The organism is Bradyrhizobium elkanii WSM2783 (assembly GCF_000472865.1).
In the GTDB taxonomy this organism is placed as follows: Bacteria; Pseudomonadota; Alphaproteobacteria; order Rhizobiales; family Xanthobacteraceae; genus Bradyrhizobium; species Bradyrhizobium elkanii_A.
On record NZ_AXAP01000007.1, the window covers coordinates 68,306 to 88,307 of the forward strand.

A 20,002-nucleotide genomic window follows, 5' to 3' on the forward strand; every position below is an offset into this window, starting at 1 on the left:
CTCAATCGGTGCAATTCGGCGCGCGACGCCGTCGCAACATAGTAAGCACCATGTGATGTGGTTCACTTCAAGTTGCGCAAGGGCGTGATTTATTTCGTGTGCCGTGTAATGCCCGTCCTGGTCAGGCTGTTCGCGGGTTGCGATCGCACTAGTTCGATCAAGCGTACAGGGGGCATTGTAGGAATTGCTCGCGGCTGTTTTCGAAATCCCGGTGTGAACTCTTATTCTTGGCTGTCTTGGAGCATTCACCAGGAGACAGATCATGCCTCTGGCTACGGAGCGGACCTCTTTTACAAAGGACGTTCAAGGTCGCTATCTCCGCAACAGCCTCGCGGAGGTTGATGCTTGGAAGACTGCAGCGGGGCGTCCATTCGACTTCATCATCGTGGGTAGTGGAACATTCGGCTCCGCGATCTCAGAACACCTGTGGTTTCGTCAGAAGCAGGCAGGCGGTGGATTGCGTACGCTGGTCGTCGAGGCTAGTCTCCTCACTGTCGCCGAGCACATCCAGAATACTGGTGTCCTCGGTTTTGCTGACCCGGCGGTCCCATTCTTTTTGAATGAGAACGCGCCGCAGCCCGAGCCTCCGCGCAACGAGGTCTGGGGCATTCCCTGGAAATCGGCGATTCCGTTCAAGGGGCTCGCCTACACGATTGGCGGCAGATCGCTGTATTGGGGAGGCTGGTCGCCCCGCCTTCTCGATGAGGAAATGACGACTTGGCCGGCAGCCACTGTTGCCGACCTGAATGGCCGCTATTTCGATGAAAGCTCAAGACAGATCGGAATCGACGAAGCCAACGATTTCATTTCCGGTGAGCTGCAGAACGGCCTGCGCCGCCAGTTCTTCGACAATATGGCCAGCGTCTGTTTCCGCTCAACGCGCTTCCGCCATCCCCGCTTTTGAAGCCCGGCGCCGATCCCGCGCAGTTGCTTGGTCTGACCTCGACCACTGGTCTATCTCAAGCCGACCCTGCTGAATTTGCTCAAGCTCGAAGCGCCACTCGCCGTGCAGGCACGGCCGCCCCATGCCGGCTTTTTTCCGCTGAACAAATTCAGCGTAGTCCCGCGCTTCATGAAGGCGGCCCGTACGGCGGTGAGCGACGCGAATGGCAATGACGCGGTCAAGGAATTCATGCTCTTGCCGGATACTCATGTGCTGTCCCTGCCTACTGTTCCTACCGCCGCCGGCAGGTCGTCAAAAGAGGCCAGCGCCAATCTGGCGTTTTCGATGGTGCCGAGTGCAACGATGACCGCGCCGCCCGGTGCAAGGTCAATTGGATTCCGGCTCGTATCGACGCCGGTGACCCGCCATGTCGTCCCTGAAGGGCTCGATGTCCATATCGTCATGGACAACTACGCCACCCACAAGACATCCAAGATCAAGCGTGGCTCGCCCGCCGGCCGCATTATCATGTCCACTTCACGCCGACTTCTGCGTCATGGATCAATCAGATCGAGCGCTGGTTCGCTGAGCTCACCAGAAAGCAAATCCAGCGAGGTGTTCACACCTCCGTCAGACAGCTCGAGGCCGACATCCGTACCTTCATCGAACGGCACAACAACAACCCGAAGCCCTTCAAATGGACCAAGTCCGCAGACCAGATCTTGGCTTCTGTCAAACGCTTCTGTCACAAAGCTCAGCAGACTTTATGTGGCGAACTTTAGATTCACGTGACTAGTTGTATTTTTATTTAATTTCAAATTTAAGCTGTTTGCCTAGATCGGCGGTCTTAGCCCGGGAGGTGTAGCCACTCAGTGATGTGCGCGGCGGCTTCGTCCTCACGCGCTTTCCGTAATTTCTGGTTCCGTTCACCGCCGGGTGGAAGCGCCTTAGCTTCCTCGCGGAGACACTTCGCCTCTTCGAGGCGCTCTTCGAGGGGTTGACGCTGTTTGAAACGATGCCGCCCAAGCATAACGATGCTCCCTTGAGTGAGGCGGGAGCGTTGCCCGACGTTCTCATCACCGATAGTTGCCAAGGGCCGTGCGGTGATAGCGGTCAACATTCCAGCAGCATGTAGGTTGCTGGGTTCCCAATGCGGAACCGGGTGAAATTCGGAGATTGCGAAAATGAGGTGCCTCCTTCGCGAGGATAATGAACCACCAAGAAGGCGAGCACGCCTGCGACTGCGGGAGCCGGCGCGCCCTGCCCGGTCTGCAATTGCCCGGAGCCCGGCGAACCCCCGCGCCTTCGAAAGGCTACGAGACAGCCTTCGACAAAAAGGGCTGGCGACACTGATCGGCTCGGGGGTAAGCTACCTCCCGCGAAGATGCTCGTCCTAGGGGCCCGACCCAAAGATTGGGCCCTTACTTTTTGCGTCGTCATCTGGAGTGGAGTTGCGATAGGGCCGATCGAGCGCGGCTGGCTGTGGCTGCACGAAAGCGGCACCTACGCGAATATCACGCCGGAAGGCGCAAAACTGTTTGTCTGACAATGGCAAACGATTGAGTCAGCCTCCACCGCCAGGCGCGTAAGGCCGAAGCTGCCGCTCGCATACAGGAGTGGCTGTCGTCTCCCGGCCTGCAGCCACCAAAGGGGTAAAGTCCCCCAGGGTCACATCCGAGGAGCAAAACATGACCCTACAAATCCCAGAGGTAGTTCCCACTAGGATCGACTGGCGTGTCTTCGCGATCCTGGGCAACACGATGCCGCCCCGAGATCCTAATGACGACGAGGACGAAGAGGAAGACGACGACGAAGAAGAAGAGAACCGAACCGAGGAACCGCCGGTCGTGCGCGAGCCGGACGAAGACTAAGCTGGATGCTTTGGGATTGGCATAGCCTGAGCTTCGGAGGGCGTGATCCGCGGCCCACGTGCGGCGCTGCCGCGTCCGGTGGCTTCCAAGGGCCCTTCTAATCCCGAGAGCACCGGCCAGACGTCGAATGGACGACGGTTCTCGGTGGAGCAATTTCTTGGCGTTCACTGGTGCAGGAGCTACTTCGACCGCCGCTCATGACCCACATCGGAAATGGTCGATAATTCTGCTGTGGTGCGCAGGCAGGGCAGTTCTCGCTTCAAAAGCGCGCTAATTCATCCTCGGCTGAGGACGAATCTCGACGATGGAAATAATTTTAGAGTATCTGATTTCTGCCGGCATAGTCGGCTTTGGCGTTTGGATCCTTGCCGCCGCCAATGCTGGATCGGACTTACACTCCATTTGGATCTCGCTCGGGTTCCTGTCTATCGCGGTTGGGTTGATTAGCCTGTACGGCGTAATCAAGCACTGACCGCTTAAGCCTCTGGCGGCCTCGCCCACGTAATTTTCGATGGCTTCACGTCGCCAACGTCGTTGCAGGGGGACTGAGCCAGGCCGTGCCATGCGAAAGCGCCGCCAAGCCCGACTAAAGGGTCCTTCGAGCAAGCTATCTCCTAACCGGGGTGGCTATTCTTCAAATCGCGTCGGACGGAGCGATTACCGCGTTTAAGATGCTCGATTGGAGATGCTGCTTGCTGCGGTGCATGAGTCCGGAGATGGCCCAACCCGGACCTCTGGTGAGGTCCGCGATTGCGCCGCTATCAGGGGCACAGCGGACCTATGCGCATCGTGATCTGCGGCGCGGGGTTTATGAGTATCGCCCTCGCGCGTCGTCGCCCTCCAGCGGGCCGGTCCGTTGAACCGGAGCTTCATCGGAATCGCCGGAATGCGGTCAGTGCAGCGTCCTCTTGCGCCGCCAGCCCGCTGCAATCATCGCCTCACCGATCGCGCGCTTGACCAAGGCGTCGGCCTCTTCCTCAGTCATCCACTCCAATTCTCCGTCTGGGCCGATTCGAAAGCCAGCGGGGTTTTCGCCCTCAGGCCACGTCGGCGGAATCATCTTCTTCTTCGCTGTCATCCTTCTCCCTCCTGTTCACTACATCGTTCTTACTCTCGACACCCGCAGCGGCGGCGCGTGCGGCAGCGCCGGCCGGATCGGCGACCTCTTCGAGGGCGGCGCGAACGGCATCGTCTAGCACCTCATAGCATTCCGCTTGCGGACGCATCGCGAGCGCGTAGGCGGTCTCACCGGGCAGGTTGAGCAGTCGATTGCGCACGACTAAGAGCATCCGTTCCAAGTCTCGCTTGACAAGCGCGAGCTTCGCAACTTCGCCGGCTTCGATGGCGTCTTGACGTTCTTCGCGGCGACGTTTTGCCGCCACGAGACGCGTGCGTTCCTCCGTGAGCCTGCTACCGGCGGCACCACCCCGCCCCGCAGCGACAGAGCGCAGGTGGGCCAGGACCTCGCGGCGTACCTGGTCAAGATCATATTGACCGCTAGGCTGCCGCGTAACCACGCATTCGGCCAGGTACTGGTCAAACTGTGCACGAGAGCAGCAAATGTGTGCCGCCGCCTGGGCGATCGTTGCCATTTCTTCTAACTCCCAATTCTGTACTGGTCGCTACAGATATGTCGGGCGCTGGCGCGGCCCCCCATCTACCCCGGGGTCCAACAAGGACCCAAGTACCTAACCTTCGGAGACTTGCTTATACGTCTCGCTCCAGCGCCGGCGCAGATCATTCAGCATCGCCGGGTAGCGACTCACGAATTGCTCGATCATCTGCTCGACTTGGTCCATCTCCGGGTTGAGCTTGATTGCGGTGTCGCCGTCCGCAAGATCACCTGACAAGGTCGCGTGTCGATGTTCAGCCACGATACGAACGGTTCGACCGAGTTCTTCGTTGTCCGACATTTGATGCTCCCATCGATTGGTCGTTGTTGCTACCGGCGCCGCAGGGTGCCGCAGCCGGTGCCTCTGCACGCGAAATACTTTGACGCTTGGCTTCATGGACACTAGGCGTCCCTCCACGCTGGCCTCTCACCGAAAGGCCACCGCAAGCTCCCTGCTCGCGGACGAGATCCAGCTGATGGAGACTGAGGTTGCGCAGCCAAGCGAGCCGCGAGATTGCTATCGGGCTTGCCCCACACCAACACAGGCCGCTTCGGCTCTGATTGCTGCTCGCCCGCGATGACCTCGAAGGAGGCAAGCTCCCCGAGCGCGGCTTCGATCTGAGCCCGTGCACCAGCGAGGCTGGCGGCCTCAATCAATGCGACGCGCGATTTCTGCCCCCGGCCTTGGGGTTGATAACGGATCAGAGGAGTGTGACATTTCCTTATAAATCTATATTTATAAGAGCCTGTCACACTCCTCGGGCTGCTGGCGGCCTCATCCTCTTTATAAGACTGTGTCACACTCCTTCGCCGGTTGCGCTCGACATCGAGGCCATCGCGGCTGTACGCCTTTCGCGCCGCCTGGGAGGTCGGCCAGAGGTCGGGATAGATCTTGGCTGCATCTGCCGACCATGCCGGAACCAGCCCACGCTCGATCATGATGTCGATCGTGTTTGGCTCCAGATCGCCGAACTCGACCACGGCATCGAGCGCCAACGGCACGATCGTGTCACCCAGGATCATCCACACCTCCACCGGGTTGGCCGCCGACCGATTGACACCCCGAGCCCGACCGACGGCCTGGACCACGGCTGCCTCGGTCACCGCCTGCCTGATCAGTTCGGCCTCCGGCAGTTCGAACACCCGGGAGGGGAGCAACACCTCGGCGCCGCTCTTCAGCTGAACAGGTCGGTCCTGCGTGATCATGGCTTGCGGGCGCCCACAGGGGCGCTGGGCCGGACGCAATGGCAGCGCTATGGGCTTGCCCGTCAACGCGGCCGCCATGTGCTCGACCGCATTGGGCGACGGCAACGGCCGTCCGAGCGTGACCAGGCATTCAACGTCGCGCCAGCGGTCGATGCCTTCGATCGCGTTGAAGTGCGCGACCTCGATGTGCGGCCCGGCATCCTCAAATATCGATTCCAGCTCCTTGTTCGTGATCACCAACGTACGGCGCCCGCCAGCAAGTTTGCGAACGGTCTTCAGCAGACGCTGTCGCTTGTTCCCGACGCGCTTTTCCTCCTGCGCGCTGCGCTTGCCCGGTTCGAGCTGTGCCAATGAGCTCTTGCCGACCGGCAATCCGATAACCTGCGTGATGTGCTCGTGCGGCGAGGCGACCTTCAGATCGAGGGCCACCTCGATCCGGGGGAAAAAGAACTTCACGACCTCGTCGTGGAGGGTGGCATCGAGGACGACGACGGGCAGCGTGGCGATACGGTCGTGGACGTTGCGCCGGCCGTTGATCCTCAAGCAGAGCACGGCGCCGTCCTTGGTGGTCTTCATCTCCACCCGCAGGCGCCCGCTCGCATCATCGGGGCCGGAGAGCAATTCATCGACGGCTCGCCACATGGCAGCGCGTTTGCGCAGCTGCCCAAGGAATCGATATTCCTTGACCCGCGCCTTGGCCGCTTCTTCGCCAGTTTCGGGCGTCAGATCGACTTCGACCTTGCGCCGCCACTCCAGTTTGGCGGCAGCAGCGCCGGAGCCATCTTCATACCGGTCGCTCGGCAGCAAGCCTGCGGCCACAAGCGCCCCCTTGGTCAAATAACCGTCTTCCCGCGACAAGTTGGGCGGAACATCGATCAGGTGCTCCCCTCGTGCGAGCCTGACCCCGAGTTTCAGCCTGTCGATGAGATCGGCAAGATGCGCGGTGTCGTCGCCGTTCTTCTCGTGACCGTGATCGCGCACTGGAAACGTCTGGAGTTCAGCATCCAGGGCCTCGACTGCGATCCGGGAAAACGAGATCCCCGCCTGCCAGAAGCTCTCGTCAATGATGACCAGACCGACCTTCCTGGTCAGGTGCTTGGGAGGAGCGAACAGATACTCGTGCGCACAGAAGACGATATCCGCCTTCTTGACCCTGGCCTTCTGGGCTTGATAGCCGCACTGGTCGTAGAACGGGCAAAGAATGGGCTCCTGGCCTTGGCGGCCCCTACGGCATGCCGTCCGGTCGACATTGGCGCCGATCGCCTCAGCGGCTTCAACCGCATGCGGGTTCAAGCACAACGGCTCGCCGGTCGCGAGATCGTTGGCCTTCCTGGATTGCCAGAGCGCCGTCGTGATGTCCGCAGGCATGCGCTGGCGTGCTTCCTCGCCCAGCCGATGCGTTGGGACCAGGACGAGCACACGGTGCGGAATGCGTTTCTTTTCCCTCTTCTTTTTCCTTTTTGCCTCTTGCACATACCAAACGACGCCTGCGCGGGCAGCCTCGGACTTTCCAACGCCGGTCGGTACGCAGATCGCGACATGGCCGGGTCGCGAACCCGAAGTCGTCTCGGAGGTCTCGTGAAAACGAATCGCGCTCTGCATCTGCTGCTCGACGACAGTGCGCAACATCGCGCGAGCAAGCTCGACCGGCATTGCGTCCGGCTGCGTTGCGGCGCCCGGATCGAATTCCTCAATGATCGCGCCGCGAAGCTCACGCATGCTGCGACGACCTCGCGCTGTTGGCGTGCAACAGGTCGTTCGCATCATGGCCGGACGTGTTCGGCATCACGCGCCGTACGCCTTTGCCTGCGGCCGCCCACCGGTCGTGACAGGTGGTGGTGGCGGCGCGCTGACCAGTCCCGCTCCCATCGTTATCGACCAGGATGGTGAGGCGCTGGACGTGGTCTAAAATCGGAAATTTGGCGATGCCGCCTGCATCCAGCACCGACCAGGCCGGTTCAAAGCCAAGCATCATACCGGCGAGGCAGGTCTCAACGCCTTCCCCAATCGTGAGCTCGCCATCACGGGGGCTCGCGAGCATGATAGCGCCGTGGCTTTTGGGCCCAAGTGCCATCGGCGGTGCGGAAGAGGTGCCGTCGAACGTCAATTCGCGGCGGTGAACACCAACGGGTTCACCGGTGACAATATCCTGGATCAGCGCGACCAACGCCGGCGCTCGCCTGCTGCCGAACGGGCAATTCGGGTGGAAGCCAAGCACGTCGAGCGCTTCATCCGGCACGCCGATGCTACGGCTGGCGAGATACTGCTCCGCCAGCGAGCCGCGCAGGGGCAGCACGCCCGACCAGATTTTCAGCGCTTGCGCGACCCGGATGCCATCGTCCGGCTCAGCCTCGATGGGGCGCGGTTTCGACACCGAGCTGCGCGGCAACCAGGAAGCCCCCAGAATCCCGAACGCATGGGCAATGGCGTCCGCAACCGAACAACCGAGTTGGACCTGCAGGAACTTGATGACGTCGCCGCCGACTTGATTCTCGTGGTCGTACCAGAGGCCCTGCTTGTCGCCGGCTACATTCAGCACAAAGGAGCCTTTGCGACCCCACCGCCACTGCCACTTGGTGCACAGTTTGTGATTGGGCTCGCCCAAGAACGATCCGACGATCTGTGCAGCCATAGCGCGCAGCTCCCCGCGCACGTGATCATCCAGCCGCCGGCGAACGCTGGCCTCGCTATGGCGAGGGTCGCGCATGTTCATGGCCGGTCTCCCGGCTGCTCGCGGTCGCGCATAAGAATCGCATTACGCACCGCGCGGTCGCGGGCCGATTCTTCCCGACGTTTGGCTTCAATTTCGATGGCACTCGCCGACCGGCGAAACTCGGCCACAATCTGGCGCATAGCGGCGATGCTCTGGCTGTCCTCAGAGCGCGTGCCAGAGACGGCGTGCCTTGCGACAAACCTGATCTGCTTCAGGATCAGAGAGACATGCCGGGCAAGATCAATCATTGGCCTGCCCCCCGGTTGCCCCGCAGTCACCGAAATTCCATTTCGAGCGGCCGATCAGCGCCAGTTTGCCAGCATCCCGGACCACGAGCGGCTGCCCATTCTCCGTTTCCAGCTGGATGTGGTCGCTGTCGAATTCCTTCAGCAATGCCGCCAATTGCGGGAGCGAAAGTGCAACCTTGGCGCTGCCGCGCACGTCGGCGGCAACGACATCGGCGCCGTCGAGCGGACACCGTGCCAGATAGAGATCCAGGCACCCGCCAGTTCCCCACGACAGTGCGACCAGCGCAATATCATTGCTCAGGGCGGCGGCGCTGAGCCGCGACAGTGCCGCGAGCAAATCGAGACGGTTGCACAGAACCGAGTTAGAAGCCGGCGGGGGAATGCGGGATTCGTAGGAAGGAAAGCCGCCATCGATCAGGCGGGCGGTGAAGCTGAAACACGGAGCGTCAAAGGCGATCAGGCTACGGGATCGCCGAAGCGTAACGCGAGATGCACCAGCCTTCTGCAACAGCCGGCGCACCGCAATCGCGGCCTCCGTGGGCACAATGAGGGTGCGGTCCTCCGAGAACGTGGAGGCGGCGACGGCGGTACGAATCAGCCTGATGCCATCGGTGGACACGGCGACAAGCTGGTCCTGGACACTGTGCCAAAATACGCCGGCCAGATAAGGCCGGGAGCGGCCCGAGTCAGCGACCGCCAGCGGCTCCAGCAGCCGGAGACCGTCGGCGCAGCCGATCTCGATTCGTCCAATCTCATGTACAATGGCAATTGCCGTGGGCAATTCGACAAGGGGAACAGCAGCCAATCGTATACGGCTACTCCCACACGTCACATTGATCGTGCGCGCGGTCGCTTCGATCTCAACGATCGCGTTGGCCGCAAGGCTGGAAAGCAGGGCGGCGAGACGCCCGATGGAAAGGGCAGTCTCGCCCGGTTCGTGAATCGTCGCAGAGACGCTGGTCGCGATCGTGCCGACGGCCTTGTCAGTGCACGTGATCGAGATGGCGTCTCCAGTGGTCGCGAGATGGGCGACGCCGCTATCGGCGCCGCGCTTGACCATGCTCGCAAGCGAGATTGCCTTGGAAAGGACGCCGGCCGGTGCCCAGACTTTCATTAGCACAGCTCCTCGCAACTGAGCAGCGTGCGATGGCAACCGCCACAGATGAGCTCAAATCCAGACCGGTCGATCGGCTTGAAGTCGTGGATCTGAGCAGCCCGCTTGCAGCTCGGGCAGAGCAAATCCTTCGCTACAGAGAATCTGCATGCCGAACGATCGAAGCGCTTTCCTTCATTGTCCTGCAAAGCTTGTCTCCTTCTACCGGTAATCCGTCGTTTCGGTCGTTGCATCGTGTTCGGCCGCGGAGACGCCACGCCCCAACAGCTCGAGCTGCGCATCACGCATCAAGCTCGTGTTTCGCTCAGCACGGCTCGAGGCCGGCGAGAACTTCTCGACCTCATCGCCCCAGACGTCCCAGCCTTCACGCCGCTCACGCGCAAACAGATCGGCACGCCGCAGGCCCGGCGTCCGCTCAGTGATCATCCGATAGAACTCATCCGGCTTGCGGCTGTGTTCGCGCGCGATGCCGTCGAAGCAAGACGGCAGAACCGGAACGAACTTGCGCGGCTTGCCAACGGTGCCAACCAGGATCGGCTCATGGATGGTGCGCGCCCAGAATCCGCAGCCCATGCGGACCTTGCCGTTACGCGTGACCTTCCGCCAGGCAATTTCGGTCTTGAAGGTGATGCCCCACGCCTGCATGACCGCGACCGCCTGATCGAGAAGGGCGCCGGTCGCCCAGAGCAGGACAACGCCGTCATCCTGCAACAACTGACGAATAGGCAGCGCCATGATGTCGGCCAACGTCATCACGCGATAATGCATCGACGCCGATTTGCGCTGCCCCGCCTGACTCCACGTCTTGAAAGGCCACGGCGGATCGACAACGAGGAGATCGTAGCTGTGCGCAGCCAGCGGATGGAAGAACGACTCGGCGAGATCGTGACCAGCCTGGTCGGACGAGGTGTTGGTGGAAAACGGAGCGTGCATCTTACGTGCTTCCGAATGTTCAGAAACCCGGCAGCGGTAGCGCACGAGCGCTCCGATCCGGGCTTTTGCTTTCAGGGCTATTCGTTGATGAAACCGAGGCGCACCGCTTCGGCGCGCGGCACGAGCGGCGTGTGGCCGACGTAGACCACCTTGAGATCGCCGCGCTTCACCTGACGCCAGAAGGTCTGGCGCGAGGTGTTGGTGAGCTTCATCCATTCCGGCACGCGCCAACCGAGGCGGTTACCGAGGCGATCATCGGAACTGTTCTTGATCATTTGCCATCCACGTGTTCAGGATGGCCTACAAAGTATTCAGATGCGCCCACGCTGTCGCAATGGGACTTTGACATTATTTCTGAAGTGAAAGTCCTATGAGGAGGGTCGCGCCTTGATAATCGCGACCAAGCCTTCCCGCCCTGGCATATCTTCTTTCATCACAGGGCCAAGGACAGCCTCAAAAAACCGGATCGCAGGCCCATGAGGCTCTTTGGTGGGAGCGCCTGGCTTGGGCCTCGAAACACCAAGCTCTCCGCCGAGCTTCACGTAGGTCGAGCGCACCTGGTCGTAGAGTTGGCGCGTCTCGGGAGACCGCTTGCTGCTATGGGCACGAGCCGACATTTTCGTGCTGTCCGCAGTCACTCGTGCACGGTCGCGGGCCGCTGGCAAGCCGGGCAGCATCTTATGAAGCTCCACAAGGCCATCATTTTCGGAGAGCTCAAGCAATTTGTCCAGCAGCTTGGACGCCTTCCGCCACGCCGGCGCTCTTCCTTTGAACCGCCGTTTATAGGTCTCGGTGACACCGATATAGATGCTCGCTGCATCCTCCAGTTCCCGGATTTCAGCATCAAGATCGACTCCATGCGGCGCTGGAGAGGGCGCCGCGTGGACGATCGCCTGCCGCTCCTGATCCGAGTATCTGAACTCCCACTCTTCCTTCCCACCTGAGTTCATGACTACGCCCGCAAGGCCACCACATTGTCGTCGCCGGTGGCAAGCCGGGCACAGTACTCCGCCCAGTCCGTCATCATCTGCTTGCGCAGCTCGAAAAACGTGGTTCGCTTGTAAGCGGCGATCACATCATCACTGACCTTGTGCGCGAGCGCGGCTTCGGCAACGGCATCGTCATAGCCGCATTCGGCCGCCCAATCTCTGAATGTCGAACGGAAGCCGTGCGGCACGACTTCGCGGTCCATCTTGGAATCGATCCACCGCCGCTCCTGCTCATTCATCCTGTCGATGACGGCAGCAGTCGAGGCATCGCTCAGAGGCTTGCCCTTTGAGTTTGGAAAGATGTATTCGCTGCCATCCTTCAGCGCTTCCATGTGGTCTAGAACAGCGAGCGCAGCGCGGCTGAGCGGCACCTTGTGTTCGGCATCGCTCTTCATGAGAGTAGCCGGAATGGTCCAGACTGCCGCCTGTCGATCGATGTGGTCCCACTTCGCGCCCACGGCGTTGCCAGGACGGACAGCTGTCAAGATCTGAAGTTCAAGCGCTGCGGCGGCGACACCATCGCGAGCACGCAGCTCGCTCATGAACGCGGGCAAATGTCGGTAAGGCAGAGCGGGATGATTGCGAACCTTGCGAACTTTGGAGGTTGCGGGCAGCAGGTTATCCAGATGGCCCTTCCAGCGCGCCGGGTTCTCGCCCTTGAACTCGCCCTTGGCCTTGGCGGCGTCGATCACCGCCTCGATACGGCCCCGAATGCGGTTCGCCGTCTCAGTCTTGATTGCCCAGATCGGCTCAATGATCCGCAGCACGAGTGCGGTGTCGATGGCGCCAATTGGAAGGTCGCGGATAGGTTTGCAGTAATCGTGCTTGGTCGGTTTGCCCTTCGGATCAATGCCGAGCAGAGTCATCTCCCACTGTGCTGCATGTTTGGGGTTCCTCCAACCCGCGCGGTTAGCCGCGATGAATCGCTTGGCAGCGGCCCCGAAGGTGATCGCTTTAGCAGCCTCGATGCGAGCGGCGGCCTTCACCGCGCGCTTGACTTCAATGGGATCGCCTCCGCTCAGTCGAACTCGCCGAGCGTCGGCGGCCTTGATCCGAGCGTCGGCAAGGCTCACGTCGCGCGCCGAGCCAAGGCCATGCCAGCGGCTGTGGCCGCCCTGCTTGAACCGAAATAGCCACGACTTGCTGCCGCCCTTGGCGACCTGCAAATACAAACCGCCGCCATCACCATAAAGACCGCGCTCAGATAACTGCTCGACCTTCTTGGCCGTGAGCTTGCCGTACCCCCTCGCCATGAATATTCCCTCCGCCTACCCACACCTTTACATACACTTAGGCGTGAGATTTGGCGAGATCAAAAGGGGCAAGTCGGATCGAAGAGCGTGGAAAATCGCTGCAGGAACGAGAGCTTACGGAGCTAGATGGGGCTAGATGGGATTTCTTGGAATGTAGCTCTGGCGGAGAGAGTGGGATTCGAACCCATGATACGGAAGGCAGGATTTTGGGCCCTTCCAGTGACTATTTGCTCAGAAATGACTGGCTTTCGTCCTTGATCGGAGCGTTGCTATGCCGGCTGGGATGCGGCCGAGGCGTCCCAAGGGATCACGCCCTGCCGGGTGGTTTGCTCGGCGGGGCTCAGGCGGTGCGGCGGACGGCGTCGCACGAACCTTAGAGGATCCCATGACCAAACCCAAATCGAAGCCCAAGGCTGCGGCCCACTCCACTTCACGATCCACTCGCAAATCTCGGTCTCGAACTCGGCTGGCGCCTTCAACTTCAAAGACGGCGATGCGGCCCGATACCAAGCACGCTCGCATCATTGCGATGCTGCGGGCGCCTGCGGGAGCGACGATTGCTGCGATCATGACCGCCACGGATTGGCAGCAACATTCAGTGCGCGGATTTCTTGCCGGCGTCGTCCGCAAGAAGCTTGGTTTCAATCTGGTTTCCGAACAGACCGACAAAGGTCGGATCTACCGCATCAAGGATGGAAAGGCTTCGTCCGCCACCGTCGATCGCGCCAAGCAGGCGGCGTGATGCGATGTCGGAGAAGCGTCACAGTGGTCGCGTCTCGACCAAAACTCCCATTGAGGACGAGATCGTGCATCTGCGCGGTCTCAATCTCAAAGGTCTTCGCTCACGATGGCAGAGCGTATTTCAGAGACCGCCCCCCGGTCACCTGCCGCGGCATTTGCTGTTCGCCATCATCGCCTATCGGATTCAAGCCGACCGCCTTGGCGACCTCGATCATGAGACCAGGCAGGTTCTTGATCGGACGGACGCAAAGAGCACCGGCGTGAAGATGTCCGCGCGCCTCGTCAGCTTCGATCAGAAGCGAATTGAACTCACGCCTGGAACGGTTTTGGTACGGGAATGGGATCGACGCTCACAGCGGGTAATCGTGATGGCTGACGGTTTCGCCTGGAATGGCCAGACCTATGACAGTCTCTCCAAAATTGCTTTCGCGATCACCGGAACCAAATGGAATGGTCCGCGCTTTTTTGGCCTGAGAGACAAAGAAGATCGGTTGGACGCAGGGGCCCGATCATGAAGGCTCCCTCGATCAGGCCGGTCCGCTGTGCCATCTACACCCGCGTCTCCACGGAATATGGACTCGACCAGGAGTTCAATTCGCTGGATGCCCAGTACCATGCCGCGTCAGCCTACATCAAGAGCCAGGCTCATGCCGGCTGGACCCTGATCCGCTCGCGATATGACGACGGCGGATATTCCGGCGGGTCCACCGATCGCCCCGACCTGCAGAGATTGCTGGACGATATCCGCGCCCGGAAGCTCGATGTCATTGTCGTCTACAAGGTCGATCGCCTGACGAGATCACTAGCCGACTTTGCCAAGCTGGTCGAACTGTTCGATGCGCATGGCGTGTCGTTCGTCTCGGTCACCCAGCAATTCAATACCACGACCTCAATGGGGCGGCTGACGCTCAACGTGCTGCTGTCTTTCGCCCAGTTTGAGAGGGAGGTCACTTCTGAGCGCATCCGCGACAAGATTGCGGCCTCCAAACGAAAAGGTCTTTGGGTCGGCGGTCCCCTCCCCCTCGGTTATCACATCAAGGAGGACAAGATTGCCGTCGTTGAGGACGAAGCCGAACGGGTCCGGCTGATCTACCGCCGCTATCTCGAACTCGGCGGCGTCAACGCGCTGGTGCGAGACCTCCGGACGCGAGATATCCGAACCAAATCTAGACTGCTCGCGACCGGTGTCACCCGAGGGGGTGTTATCTTCGGCCGTGGGTCGTTGTTCTATCTGCTGCGCAACCGCTTCTATATCGGTGAGGTCAAATACAAGGACGAGATCCTGCCCGGCGAGCAGCCGGCGATCATGGATCGCGCGCTATTTGATGCGGTTCAGCAAAAGCTCACGGATCAGTGGACCACCCGATCAACGACACGGAACCCGAGCGACCACCTGTTGACTGGACTTTTGTTCGACGATGCCGGTCATCGCATGGTGCCGACCCATGCGACCAAATCCGGGGTTCGCTATCGCTATTACGTCTCGCTTCCGCACCTGCACGGAGAATCCAAAACTGCATCAGTCGGGTCGGTCTCCCGTGTTCCCGCGACCGACATCGAACACATCATCGTCAAGTCTCTCAACGAGCATCTGATCGTTCAGAAGGAGAGGCCGGCCTTCAGCCTAACTCACGTTAAAGATAGCAAAGCTGCCTTGGAGCAGGTCGCGCGTATCGATGTGCATGAGGATCGTCTAGCTATTCGGTTGAAGTCAGCGGACGACGAAGAAACATCTGACGCGGCCGACGAGCACTTGCTCTCAATCCCGTGGCAGAAGCCGCCATCCAGGAAATCCAGGCGAATTCTGATCCCGCACGGCATTCCCAAAAGTGAAATCCGCCCGATGCGGATCGAACGTCGCGCGCGCCTCGTCAGCGCCATCGCCCGAGGTCGTCGCTGGCTTGACGAGATCGTTTCGGGCGCCGTGACCGACGTTCAGCAGATCGCATCACGTCAAAAGTGCAGCGTGCGTCAGGTCAACATGACGATCTCGCTGGCATTCCTCGCACCAGGCCTCGTGCGCGCTGCGGTCGAAGGCCGTTTGCCACGCGGCATTGGAGTCGAGCGGTTGCGCGATGCGCCAGCCGAGTGGAGTCGACAGTTCGAAGCCCTTGGATTGAATCCGCAATAATTACGGACCAGGTTCGAAACGTCGCTTTTGGCCTCGCCAGACTCCCCCAATTCCCGGGTCGCCGAACGGTGTCGATCGTCACCGCCAGCCGCGGGGAACGGAATTTTTGGATGCAGAGACGGGAGGCTAAAATCGGCCTGAGAGACTGCCAAGCGTCACCGGAGACTGAAGCAGCGGAACGATACCGGCGAAAGTCCCCCAAGAAACGGCCGATCTGGAGACCGCGCCGGGATTTGCGGTTTCGTCGGACCGGATGGTGGGCGCGACAGGGATCGAACCTGTGACCCCTACCATGTCAAGGTAGTGCTCTCCCGCTGAGCTACGCGCCCGAAAAATCGGCTGGGTCGGGTCCCTATAACGGACCCCAAGCGGGCAGGCAAGGACGCTTGAAGGCGAATCTTGGCTGCCGATCAGGCCGCCAGCATCTTGTTCACTTCGCTGACCAATTCGCGCAGGTGCACGGGCTTGGCCAGCACCTTGGCGTTCTTGGGGGCCTCCGAATCGGAGTTCAGGGCGACGGCGGCGAATCCGGTGATGAACATGATCTTGATGTCGGGATCGAGTTCCGAGGCGCGGCGGGCGAGCTCGATGCCGTCCATCTCCGGCATCACGATGTCGGTCAGCAGCATCTCGAACGGCTCCTCGCGCAGCCTCTGATAGGCCGACATACCGTTATCGTGCGGGGAAACCTGGAATCCGGCGTTTTCGAGCGCCTTGACCAGGAAGCGGCGCATATCGTTGTCGTCTTCGGCGAGGAGGATTTTGGGCATGGCGTTGATTTCGTCGAATCCCGGCTTGGGAGGAACGGTCCGCACACTAAGCCCGATAGGCGGTAAATTTCGAGTGAAAGATGAGCCGGCGCGGCCGACCGGATGCTTAACTTAGTTGTGGACCGGAACGCCGCGCGAATCAATCACGTCGGGCGTTACCCGCTCTTAAGAGACATTCCAGCCCGCCTCACGATTTTTTTCGCTTGGCAGAAGGGTCGTGATTACCGACAATGCCCCCACATAAATCCTCCGTTTTTCCGGCAAAATCGTGCTGGAAGCCCCAGCGGAATCGAAGGGACGGCGCCGGACGATGAGCAGGCCTGACGGTGAATTGCCGCCTCCGTTCGAGATCGTCGAACCCGTCAATTGGCGGGCGCCGATCATCTTCAACTCGCCGCATTCGGGCTCGGTCTATCCGGCCGAATTCCTCAACGCTTCCAGGATCGATCTGACATCGCTCAGGCGCTCGGAAGACTCCTTCATGGACGAGTTGATCGAAGGCTTGAGCGCGCGCGGCTTTCCCGTCGTGCGGGTGCATTTCCCGCGCTCCTATGTCGACGTGAACCGCGAGCCCTATGAGCTCGATCCGCGCATGTTCACGGGCCGGCTTCCGAGCTTTGCCAATACGCGCTCGATGCGGGTCGCTGGCGGGCTTGGCACGATCCCGCGCGTCGTCGGCGACGGCCAGGAGATTTATCGCGAGCGGCTCAATGTCGATGAGGCGCTGTCGCGGATCGAGGCGCTCTACAAGCCCTATCACCGGGCGCTGCGCCGGCTGATCAACAAGGCGCACCAGGCGTTCGGAACCGTTGTTGTGGTCGACTGCCACTCGATGCCGTCGATCGGGGTGTCGCGGGACGAGCCGCGCCGGCCCGACATCGTCATCGGCGACCGCTACGGCACAAGCTGCGCGCCGCTGCTCCCCGACGTGGTCGAAGACGTCATGAGCGGGCTCGGCTATTCGATCGGCCGCAACAAGCCCTATGCCGGCGGCTTCATCACCGAGCACTACGGCAACCCGGCGAGCGGGCTGCATACCGTTCAGCTCGAGCTCAACCGCGCGGTCTACATGGATGAACGCCGGCGCGAGCGCGGGCCGCGCTTTGCGCAGTTGGCCGCCGATTTCGCAACCTTGGCGGAGGCGCTGGCGGAAGTCCCGCTCGGCGACCTCGGTCCGTTCCAGGCGGCAGCGGAATAAGCTCTGGCCGTCATTTCGGGGCCGCCAACGGGCCCGCTCGACGCGCGGCCCGATGACAGGCTCGGCGCGAACCCAGAATCCATCTCACCATCATGCCCGCGGCCCGATGGATTCCGGGTTCGTCCTTCGGACGCCCCGGAATGACAGCAAGAACCCCAAAAAGAAAAAAGGGCCGCTTGAATGAACAAGCGGCCCAAGTCTAGGGAGGAAACGCCCAAGGAGGGCAGCGATAGCGCGAGGCGCTACCGCACCGCAACAATATGCGGCCGCGCCGCACAAAACGCAAGCGGTTTTAGATTCATTTCCCATGCATTATCCGCAGGGCTTGCAGACCCGCAACACAAGGCTAAAGTCGATTTTTGTCGTTTTCTTTCAACATCTTCGTCAAGAAATGAACGGCTAATTCTGCTCTTCAGTCGCAGCCTCCCGATTTCGTGATTGCACCTAGTACCAAAACTCATAGCGGGATGCGGCGCCCCTCTCGCGTTCAAAAATGCTGGCGACAAACCTCCTCAATGTCGGTGCGGATTATCCCGGATTGAGCTAGGCAGTAGCACTGAGTTGCCAGTTCGCTTCTCGCTTTAAGGAACAGCCGTGCCGGTCATTGATTTCACTGCCTTCATCGGCCGCCTCGCGACCGCCGCCGGCGAAACCATCCTGCCGTTCTTCCGCACCTCGCTCTCAGTCGACAACAAGAGCGCTAGCGATTTCGATCCGGTGACCGAAGCCGACCGCGCAGCAGAAGCGGTGATGCGGCGGTTGATCAAGGCCAATTTCCCCCAGCACGGCATCGTTGGCGAGGAATTCGGCAATGAGCGCGAGGACGCCGAATATGTCTGGGTGCTCGATCCGATCGACGGCACCAAGTCGTTCATCGGCGGCTTCCCGATCTGGGGCACGCTGATCGCACTGCTGCACAAGGGCACGCCGGTGTTCGGGATGATGCATCAGCCCTACATCGGCGAGCGGTTCTCCGGCGACAATGGTTCAGCCCATTACTCCGGCCCGTCCGGCGAACGGCGGCTTTCGGTCAGGCGCTGCGCGTCGCTGAAGGAGGCGACGGCCTACACCACGAGTCCGCTGTTGATGAACGCCACCGACCGGGCATGCTTTGGACGGATCGAGAGCGCCGCCAGGCTCACGCGCTATGGCGGCGACTGCTACTCCTACTGCATGCTGGCTGCCGGCCATCTCGATCTCGTGGTCGAGACAGAGCTCAAGCCGTATGACATCGCAGGCCTGATTCCGATCGTCACCGGCGCCGGCGGCATCGTCACCACCTGGGAAGGCAAGCCAGCGCAAAGCGGCGGCCGCATCATCGCCGCGGGCGACCCGCGGGTGCACGAGGCGGCGATGAAGCTGCTCAACGGTTGAGCAAGCCCCCCGTCACGATGCGGCCTTGCGCAGATAGTCGACAAGCAGCTTCGCCGGGCGCGGCAATGCCTTGAAGCTGCGCGCGCAGATCGTGAGTTTGCGGTCGGCCCAGGAGTCGCGCAGCCGGATCGACGTGATCGGCATCGACCGGGCGCAGCGCCGGGCGGCCGTCTCCGGGATCACGGCGATGCCGACATCGGCCGCGACCATCTGGCAGATCGCGTCGAAATCGCGCAGGCGCGCCCGGAACCGCAGACGGGCCCCTAACCGGGCCGCATGCTTGGCGATGTGGGCTGCAGCGCGGTCGAGGCGGTCAGCCCGACGAAGTCATAGCCGGTCACGTCCTGGAAATCGATCTGGCGGCGGCCTGCGAGATCGCTGCGGCGCGAGGCCACCAGCGTCAGGCGATCCTCGCTGAACAGGAAGCGCTCGACGCTTTCGGGCAACGCATGCTCGGCGGCGAAGCCGAGATCCGCAGCACCGGTCGCGATCGCAGCCGCGATGTCGGCGCTCTCGCGCTCCTCGACGTCGACATTGATGTCGGGATGCTCGCGCAGGAAGGCGGCGAGCGCCCGCGGCAGATGCTCCGACAGGCCCGACGTGTTGGCGAGCAGCAGCACGCTCGCCCTGACGCCGCTGGCATAGGCGGCAAGATCGCCGCGCAGCGCTTCGACATTGTGGATCACGATCCGCGCATGATCGAGCAGGCTTTCGCCGGCGGCGGTCAACTCGACACCGCGGCGGCCGCGCTTAAGCAGCGAGACGCCAAGCGCAGCCTCGAGCCCCTTGATCCGTTCGCTCGCGGACGCAAGTGCCAGATGAACGCGGGAAGCGCCATTGGTGATGCTGCGCGTCTCCGCCACCGCAATGAAGAGCTGCAGATCAACCAGGTCGAAACGCATACCGGGCTCCGTCTATCTTCGGCAAAGCCGAAGGCATTCTCCGTAATCTCCAGATTGTGCCGCT

19 protein-coding genes, 1 tRNA gene and 2 pseudogenes are annotated in these 20,002 nt (G+C 61.2%); 8 read left to right on the plus strand and 14 right to left on the minus strand.

Annotation, left to right across the window (positions count from 1 at the left end; genetic code table 11):
• Window positions 1-262: 262 nt before the first annotated feature.
• The 3 genes and pseudogenes from YY7_RS0109025 (at window position 263) to YY7_RS51125 (ending at window position 2,754) form a co-directional block, all read left to right on the plus strand.
• Window positions 263-904, plus strand: coding sequence for a hypothetical protein (locus YY7_RS0109025; RefSeq protein ID WP_028162955.1), 642 nt, complete (start codon window positions 263-265; stop codon window positions 902-904).
• 411 nt (window positions 905-1,315) lie between these two features.
• Window positions 1,316-1,665, plus strand: a pseudogene (locus YY7_RS57915) (transposase); the annotation flags it as partial.
• Window positions 1,666-2,571: 906 nt separating this feature from the next.
• On the plus strand, window positions 2,572-2,754 hold the full coding sequence (locus YY7_RS51125) for a hypothetical protein (RefSeq protein WP_051396623.1): 183 nt from the start codon (window positions 2,572-2,574) through the stop codon (window positions 2,752-2,754).
• 892 nt (window positions 2,755-3,646) lie between these two features.
• Here YY7_RS51125 and YY7_RS60155 read toward each other — a convergent pair.
• The 11 genes from YY7_RS60155 to YY7_RS0109105 all read right to left on the minus strand — a co-directional run bounded on the left by YY7_RS60155 (window position 3,647) and on the right by YY7_RS0109105 (window position 12,822).
• Window positions 3,647-3,832 (minus strand): hypothetical protein, encoded by a 186-nt coding sequence (locus YY7_RS60155; RefSeq protein ID WP_155255101.1) that lies wholly within the window; start codon window positions 3,830-3,832, stop codon window positions 3,647-3,649.
• Window positions 3,792-4,346, minus strand: coding sequence for a hypothetical protein (locus YY7_RS0109060; RefSeq protein WP_028162957.1), 555 nt, complete (start codon window positions 4,344-4,346; stop codon window positions 3,792-3,794). Before YY7_RS0109060 ends, YY7_RS60155 begins: the two co-directional genes overlap by 41 nt.
• Before the next feature lie 96 nt (window positions 4,347-4,442).
• Entirely contained in the window at window positions 4,443-4,667 is a 225-nt protein-coding gene (locus YY7_RS0109065) for a hypothetical protein (RefSeq protein WP_028162958.1), read from the minus strand.
• A 101-nt stretch (window positions 4,668-4,768) separates the two neighbouring features.
• Window positions 4,769-7,291, minus strand: coding sequence for a hypothetical protein (locus YY7_RS0109070; RefSeq protein WP_028162959.1), 2,523 nt, complete (start codon window positions 7,289-7,291; stop codon window positions 4,769-4,771).
• Window positions 7,284-8,285, minus strand: a complete 1,002-nt coding sequence (locus YY7_RS56430) for a DUF7146 domain-containing protein (protein ID WP_051396614.1) — start codon at window positions 8,283-8,285, stop codon at window positions 7,284-7,286. The genes YY7_RS0109070 and YY7_RS56430 overlap by 8 nt, the downstream gene beginning before the upstream one ends.
• The gene (locus tag YY7_RS0109080; RefSeq protein WP_028162960.1) at window positions 8,282-8,533 is read right to left on the minus strand and encodes a hypothetical protein; all 252 of its coding nucleotides are present in this window, start codon (window positions 8,531-8,533) and stop codon (window positions 8,282-8,284) included. The genes YY7_RS56430 and YY7_RS0109080 overlap by 4 nt, the downstream gene beginning before the upstream one ends.
• Window positions 8,526-9,593 carry a DNA polymerase III subunit beta gene (locus tag YY7_RS0109085; RefSeq protein ID WP_196237240.1) on the minus strand — a complete coding sequence of 356 codons (1,068 nt, stop codon included), beginning with the start codon at window positions 9,591-9,593 and terminating at the stop codon, window positions 8,526-8,528. Before YY7_RS0109085 ends, YY7_RS0109080 begins: the two co-directional genes overlap by 8 nt.
• Before the next feature lie 255 nt (window positions 9,594-9,848).
• Window positions 9,849-10,580, minus strand: coding sequence for an MT-A70 family methyltransferase (locus YY7_RS51135; protein ID WP_063623365.1), 732 nt, complete (start codon window positions 10,578-10,580; stop codon window positions 9,849-9,851).
• A 77-nt stretch (window positions 10,581-10,657) separates the two neighbouring features.
• Window positions 10,658-10,855 (minus strand): hypothetical protein, encoded by a 198-nt coding sequence (locus YY7_RS0109095; RefSeq protein WP_028162962.1) that lies wholly within the window; start codon window positions 10,853-10,855, stop codon window positions 10,658-10,660.
• Window positions 10,856-10,948: 93 nt separating this feature from the next.
• A complete protein-coding gene (locus YY7_RS0109100; protein WP_028162963.1) occupies window positions 10,949-11,530 on the minus strand; it encodes a hypothetical protein in 582 nt (193 codons plus the stop codon).
• Window positions 11,531-11,532: 2 nt separating this feature from the next.
• Window positions 11,533-12,822: a tyrosine-type recombinase/integrase gene (locus YY7_RS0109105; protein WP_028162964.1), complete on the minus strand. Its 1,290-nt coding sequence runs from the start codon at window positions 12,820-12,822 to the stop codon at window positions 11,533-11,535.
• A 493-nt stretch (window positions 12,823-13,315) separates the two neighbouring features.
• Here YY7_RS0109105 and YY7_RS0109110 point away from each other — a divergent pair, with 493 nt between their 5' ends.
• Genes YY7_RS0109110 through YY7_RS0109120 form a run of 3 tightly spaced genes read left to right on the plus strand, consistent with a single transcriptional unit; the run spans window position 13,316 to window position 15,694 of the window.
• Complete coding sequence (locus tag YY7_RS0109110) at window positions 13,316-13,564, plus strand: DUF3489 domain-containing protein (protein ID WP_051396615.1); 249 nt, start codon at window positions 13,316-13,318, stop codon at window positions 13,562-13,564.
• Window positions 13,565-13,568: 4 nt separating this feature from the next.
• Complete coding sequence (locus tag YY7_RS51140; protein ID WP_051396616.1) at window positions 13,569-14,078, plus strand: DUF2924 domain-containing protein; 510 nt, start codon at window positions 13,569-13,571, stop codon at window positions 14,076-14,078.
• Complete coding sequence (locus YY7_RS0109120) at window positions 14,075-15,694, plus strand: recombinase family protein (RefSeq protein ID WP_028162966.1); 1,620 nt, start codon at window positions 14,075-14,077, stop codon at window positions 15,692-15,694. The genes YY7_RS51140 and YY7_RS0109120 overlap by 4 nt, the downstream gene beginning before the upstream one ends.
• A gap of 254 nt (window positions 15,695-15,948) precedes the next feature.
• Here YY7_RS0109120 and YY7_RS0109125 read toward each other — a convergent pair.
• Together YY7_RS0109125 and cpdR are read right to left on the minus strand one after the other, a co-directional pair.
• Window positions 15,949-16,023 (minus strand) — tRNA-Val (locus YY7_RS0109125).
• A gap of 81 nt (window positions 16,024-16,104) precedes the next feature.
• Window positions 16,105-16,464: a cell cycle two-component system response regulator CpdR gene (gene cpdR, locus YY7_RS0109130; protein ID WP_027583737.1), complete on the minus strand. Its 360-nt coding sequence runs from the start codon at window positions 16,462-16,464 to the stop codon at window positions 16,105-16,107.
• A 310-nt stretch (window positions 16,465-16,774) separates the two neighbouring features.
• Here cpdR and YY7_RS0109135 point away from each other — a divergent pair, with 310 nt between their 5' ends.
• Both YY7_RS0109135 and hisN read left to right on the plus strand, forming a co-directional pair.
• The gene (locus tag YY7_RS0109135) at window positions 16,775-17,662 is read left to right on the plus strand and encodes an N-formylglutamate amidohydrolase (RefSeq protein WP_028162967.1); all 888 of its coding nucleotides are present in this window, start codon (window positions 16,775-16,777) and stop codon (window positions 17,660-17,662) included.
• A gap of 594 nt (window positions 17,663-18,256) precedes the next feature.
• Window positions 18,257-19,036 carry a histidinol-phosphatase gene (gene hisN / locus YY7_RS0109140; RefSeq protein ID WP_028162968.1) on the plus strand — a complete coding sequence of 260 codons (780 nt, stop codon included), beginning with the start codon at window positions 18,257-18,259 and terminating at the stop codon, window positions 19,034-19,036.
• Window positions 19,037-19,048: 12 nt separating this feature from the next.
• On the opposite strand, the pseudogene YY7_RS51145 reads toward hisN, so the two are convergent.
• Window positions 19,049-19,938 (minus strand): annotated as a pseudogene (locus YY7_RS51145) (LysR substrate-binding domain-containing protein).
• Window positions 19,939-20,002: the final 64 nt, after the last annotated feature.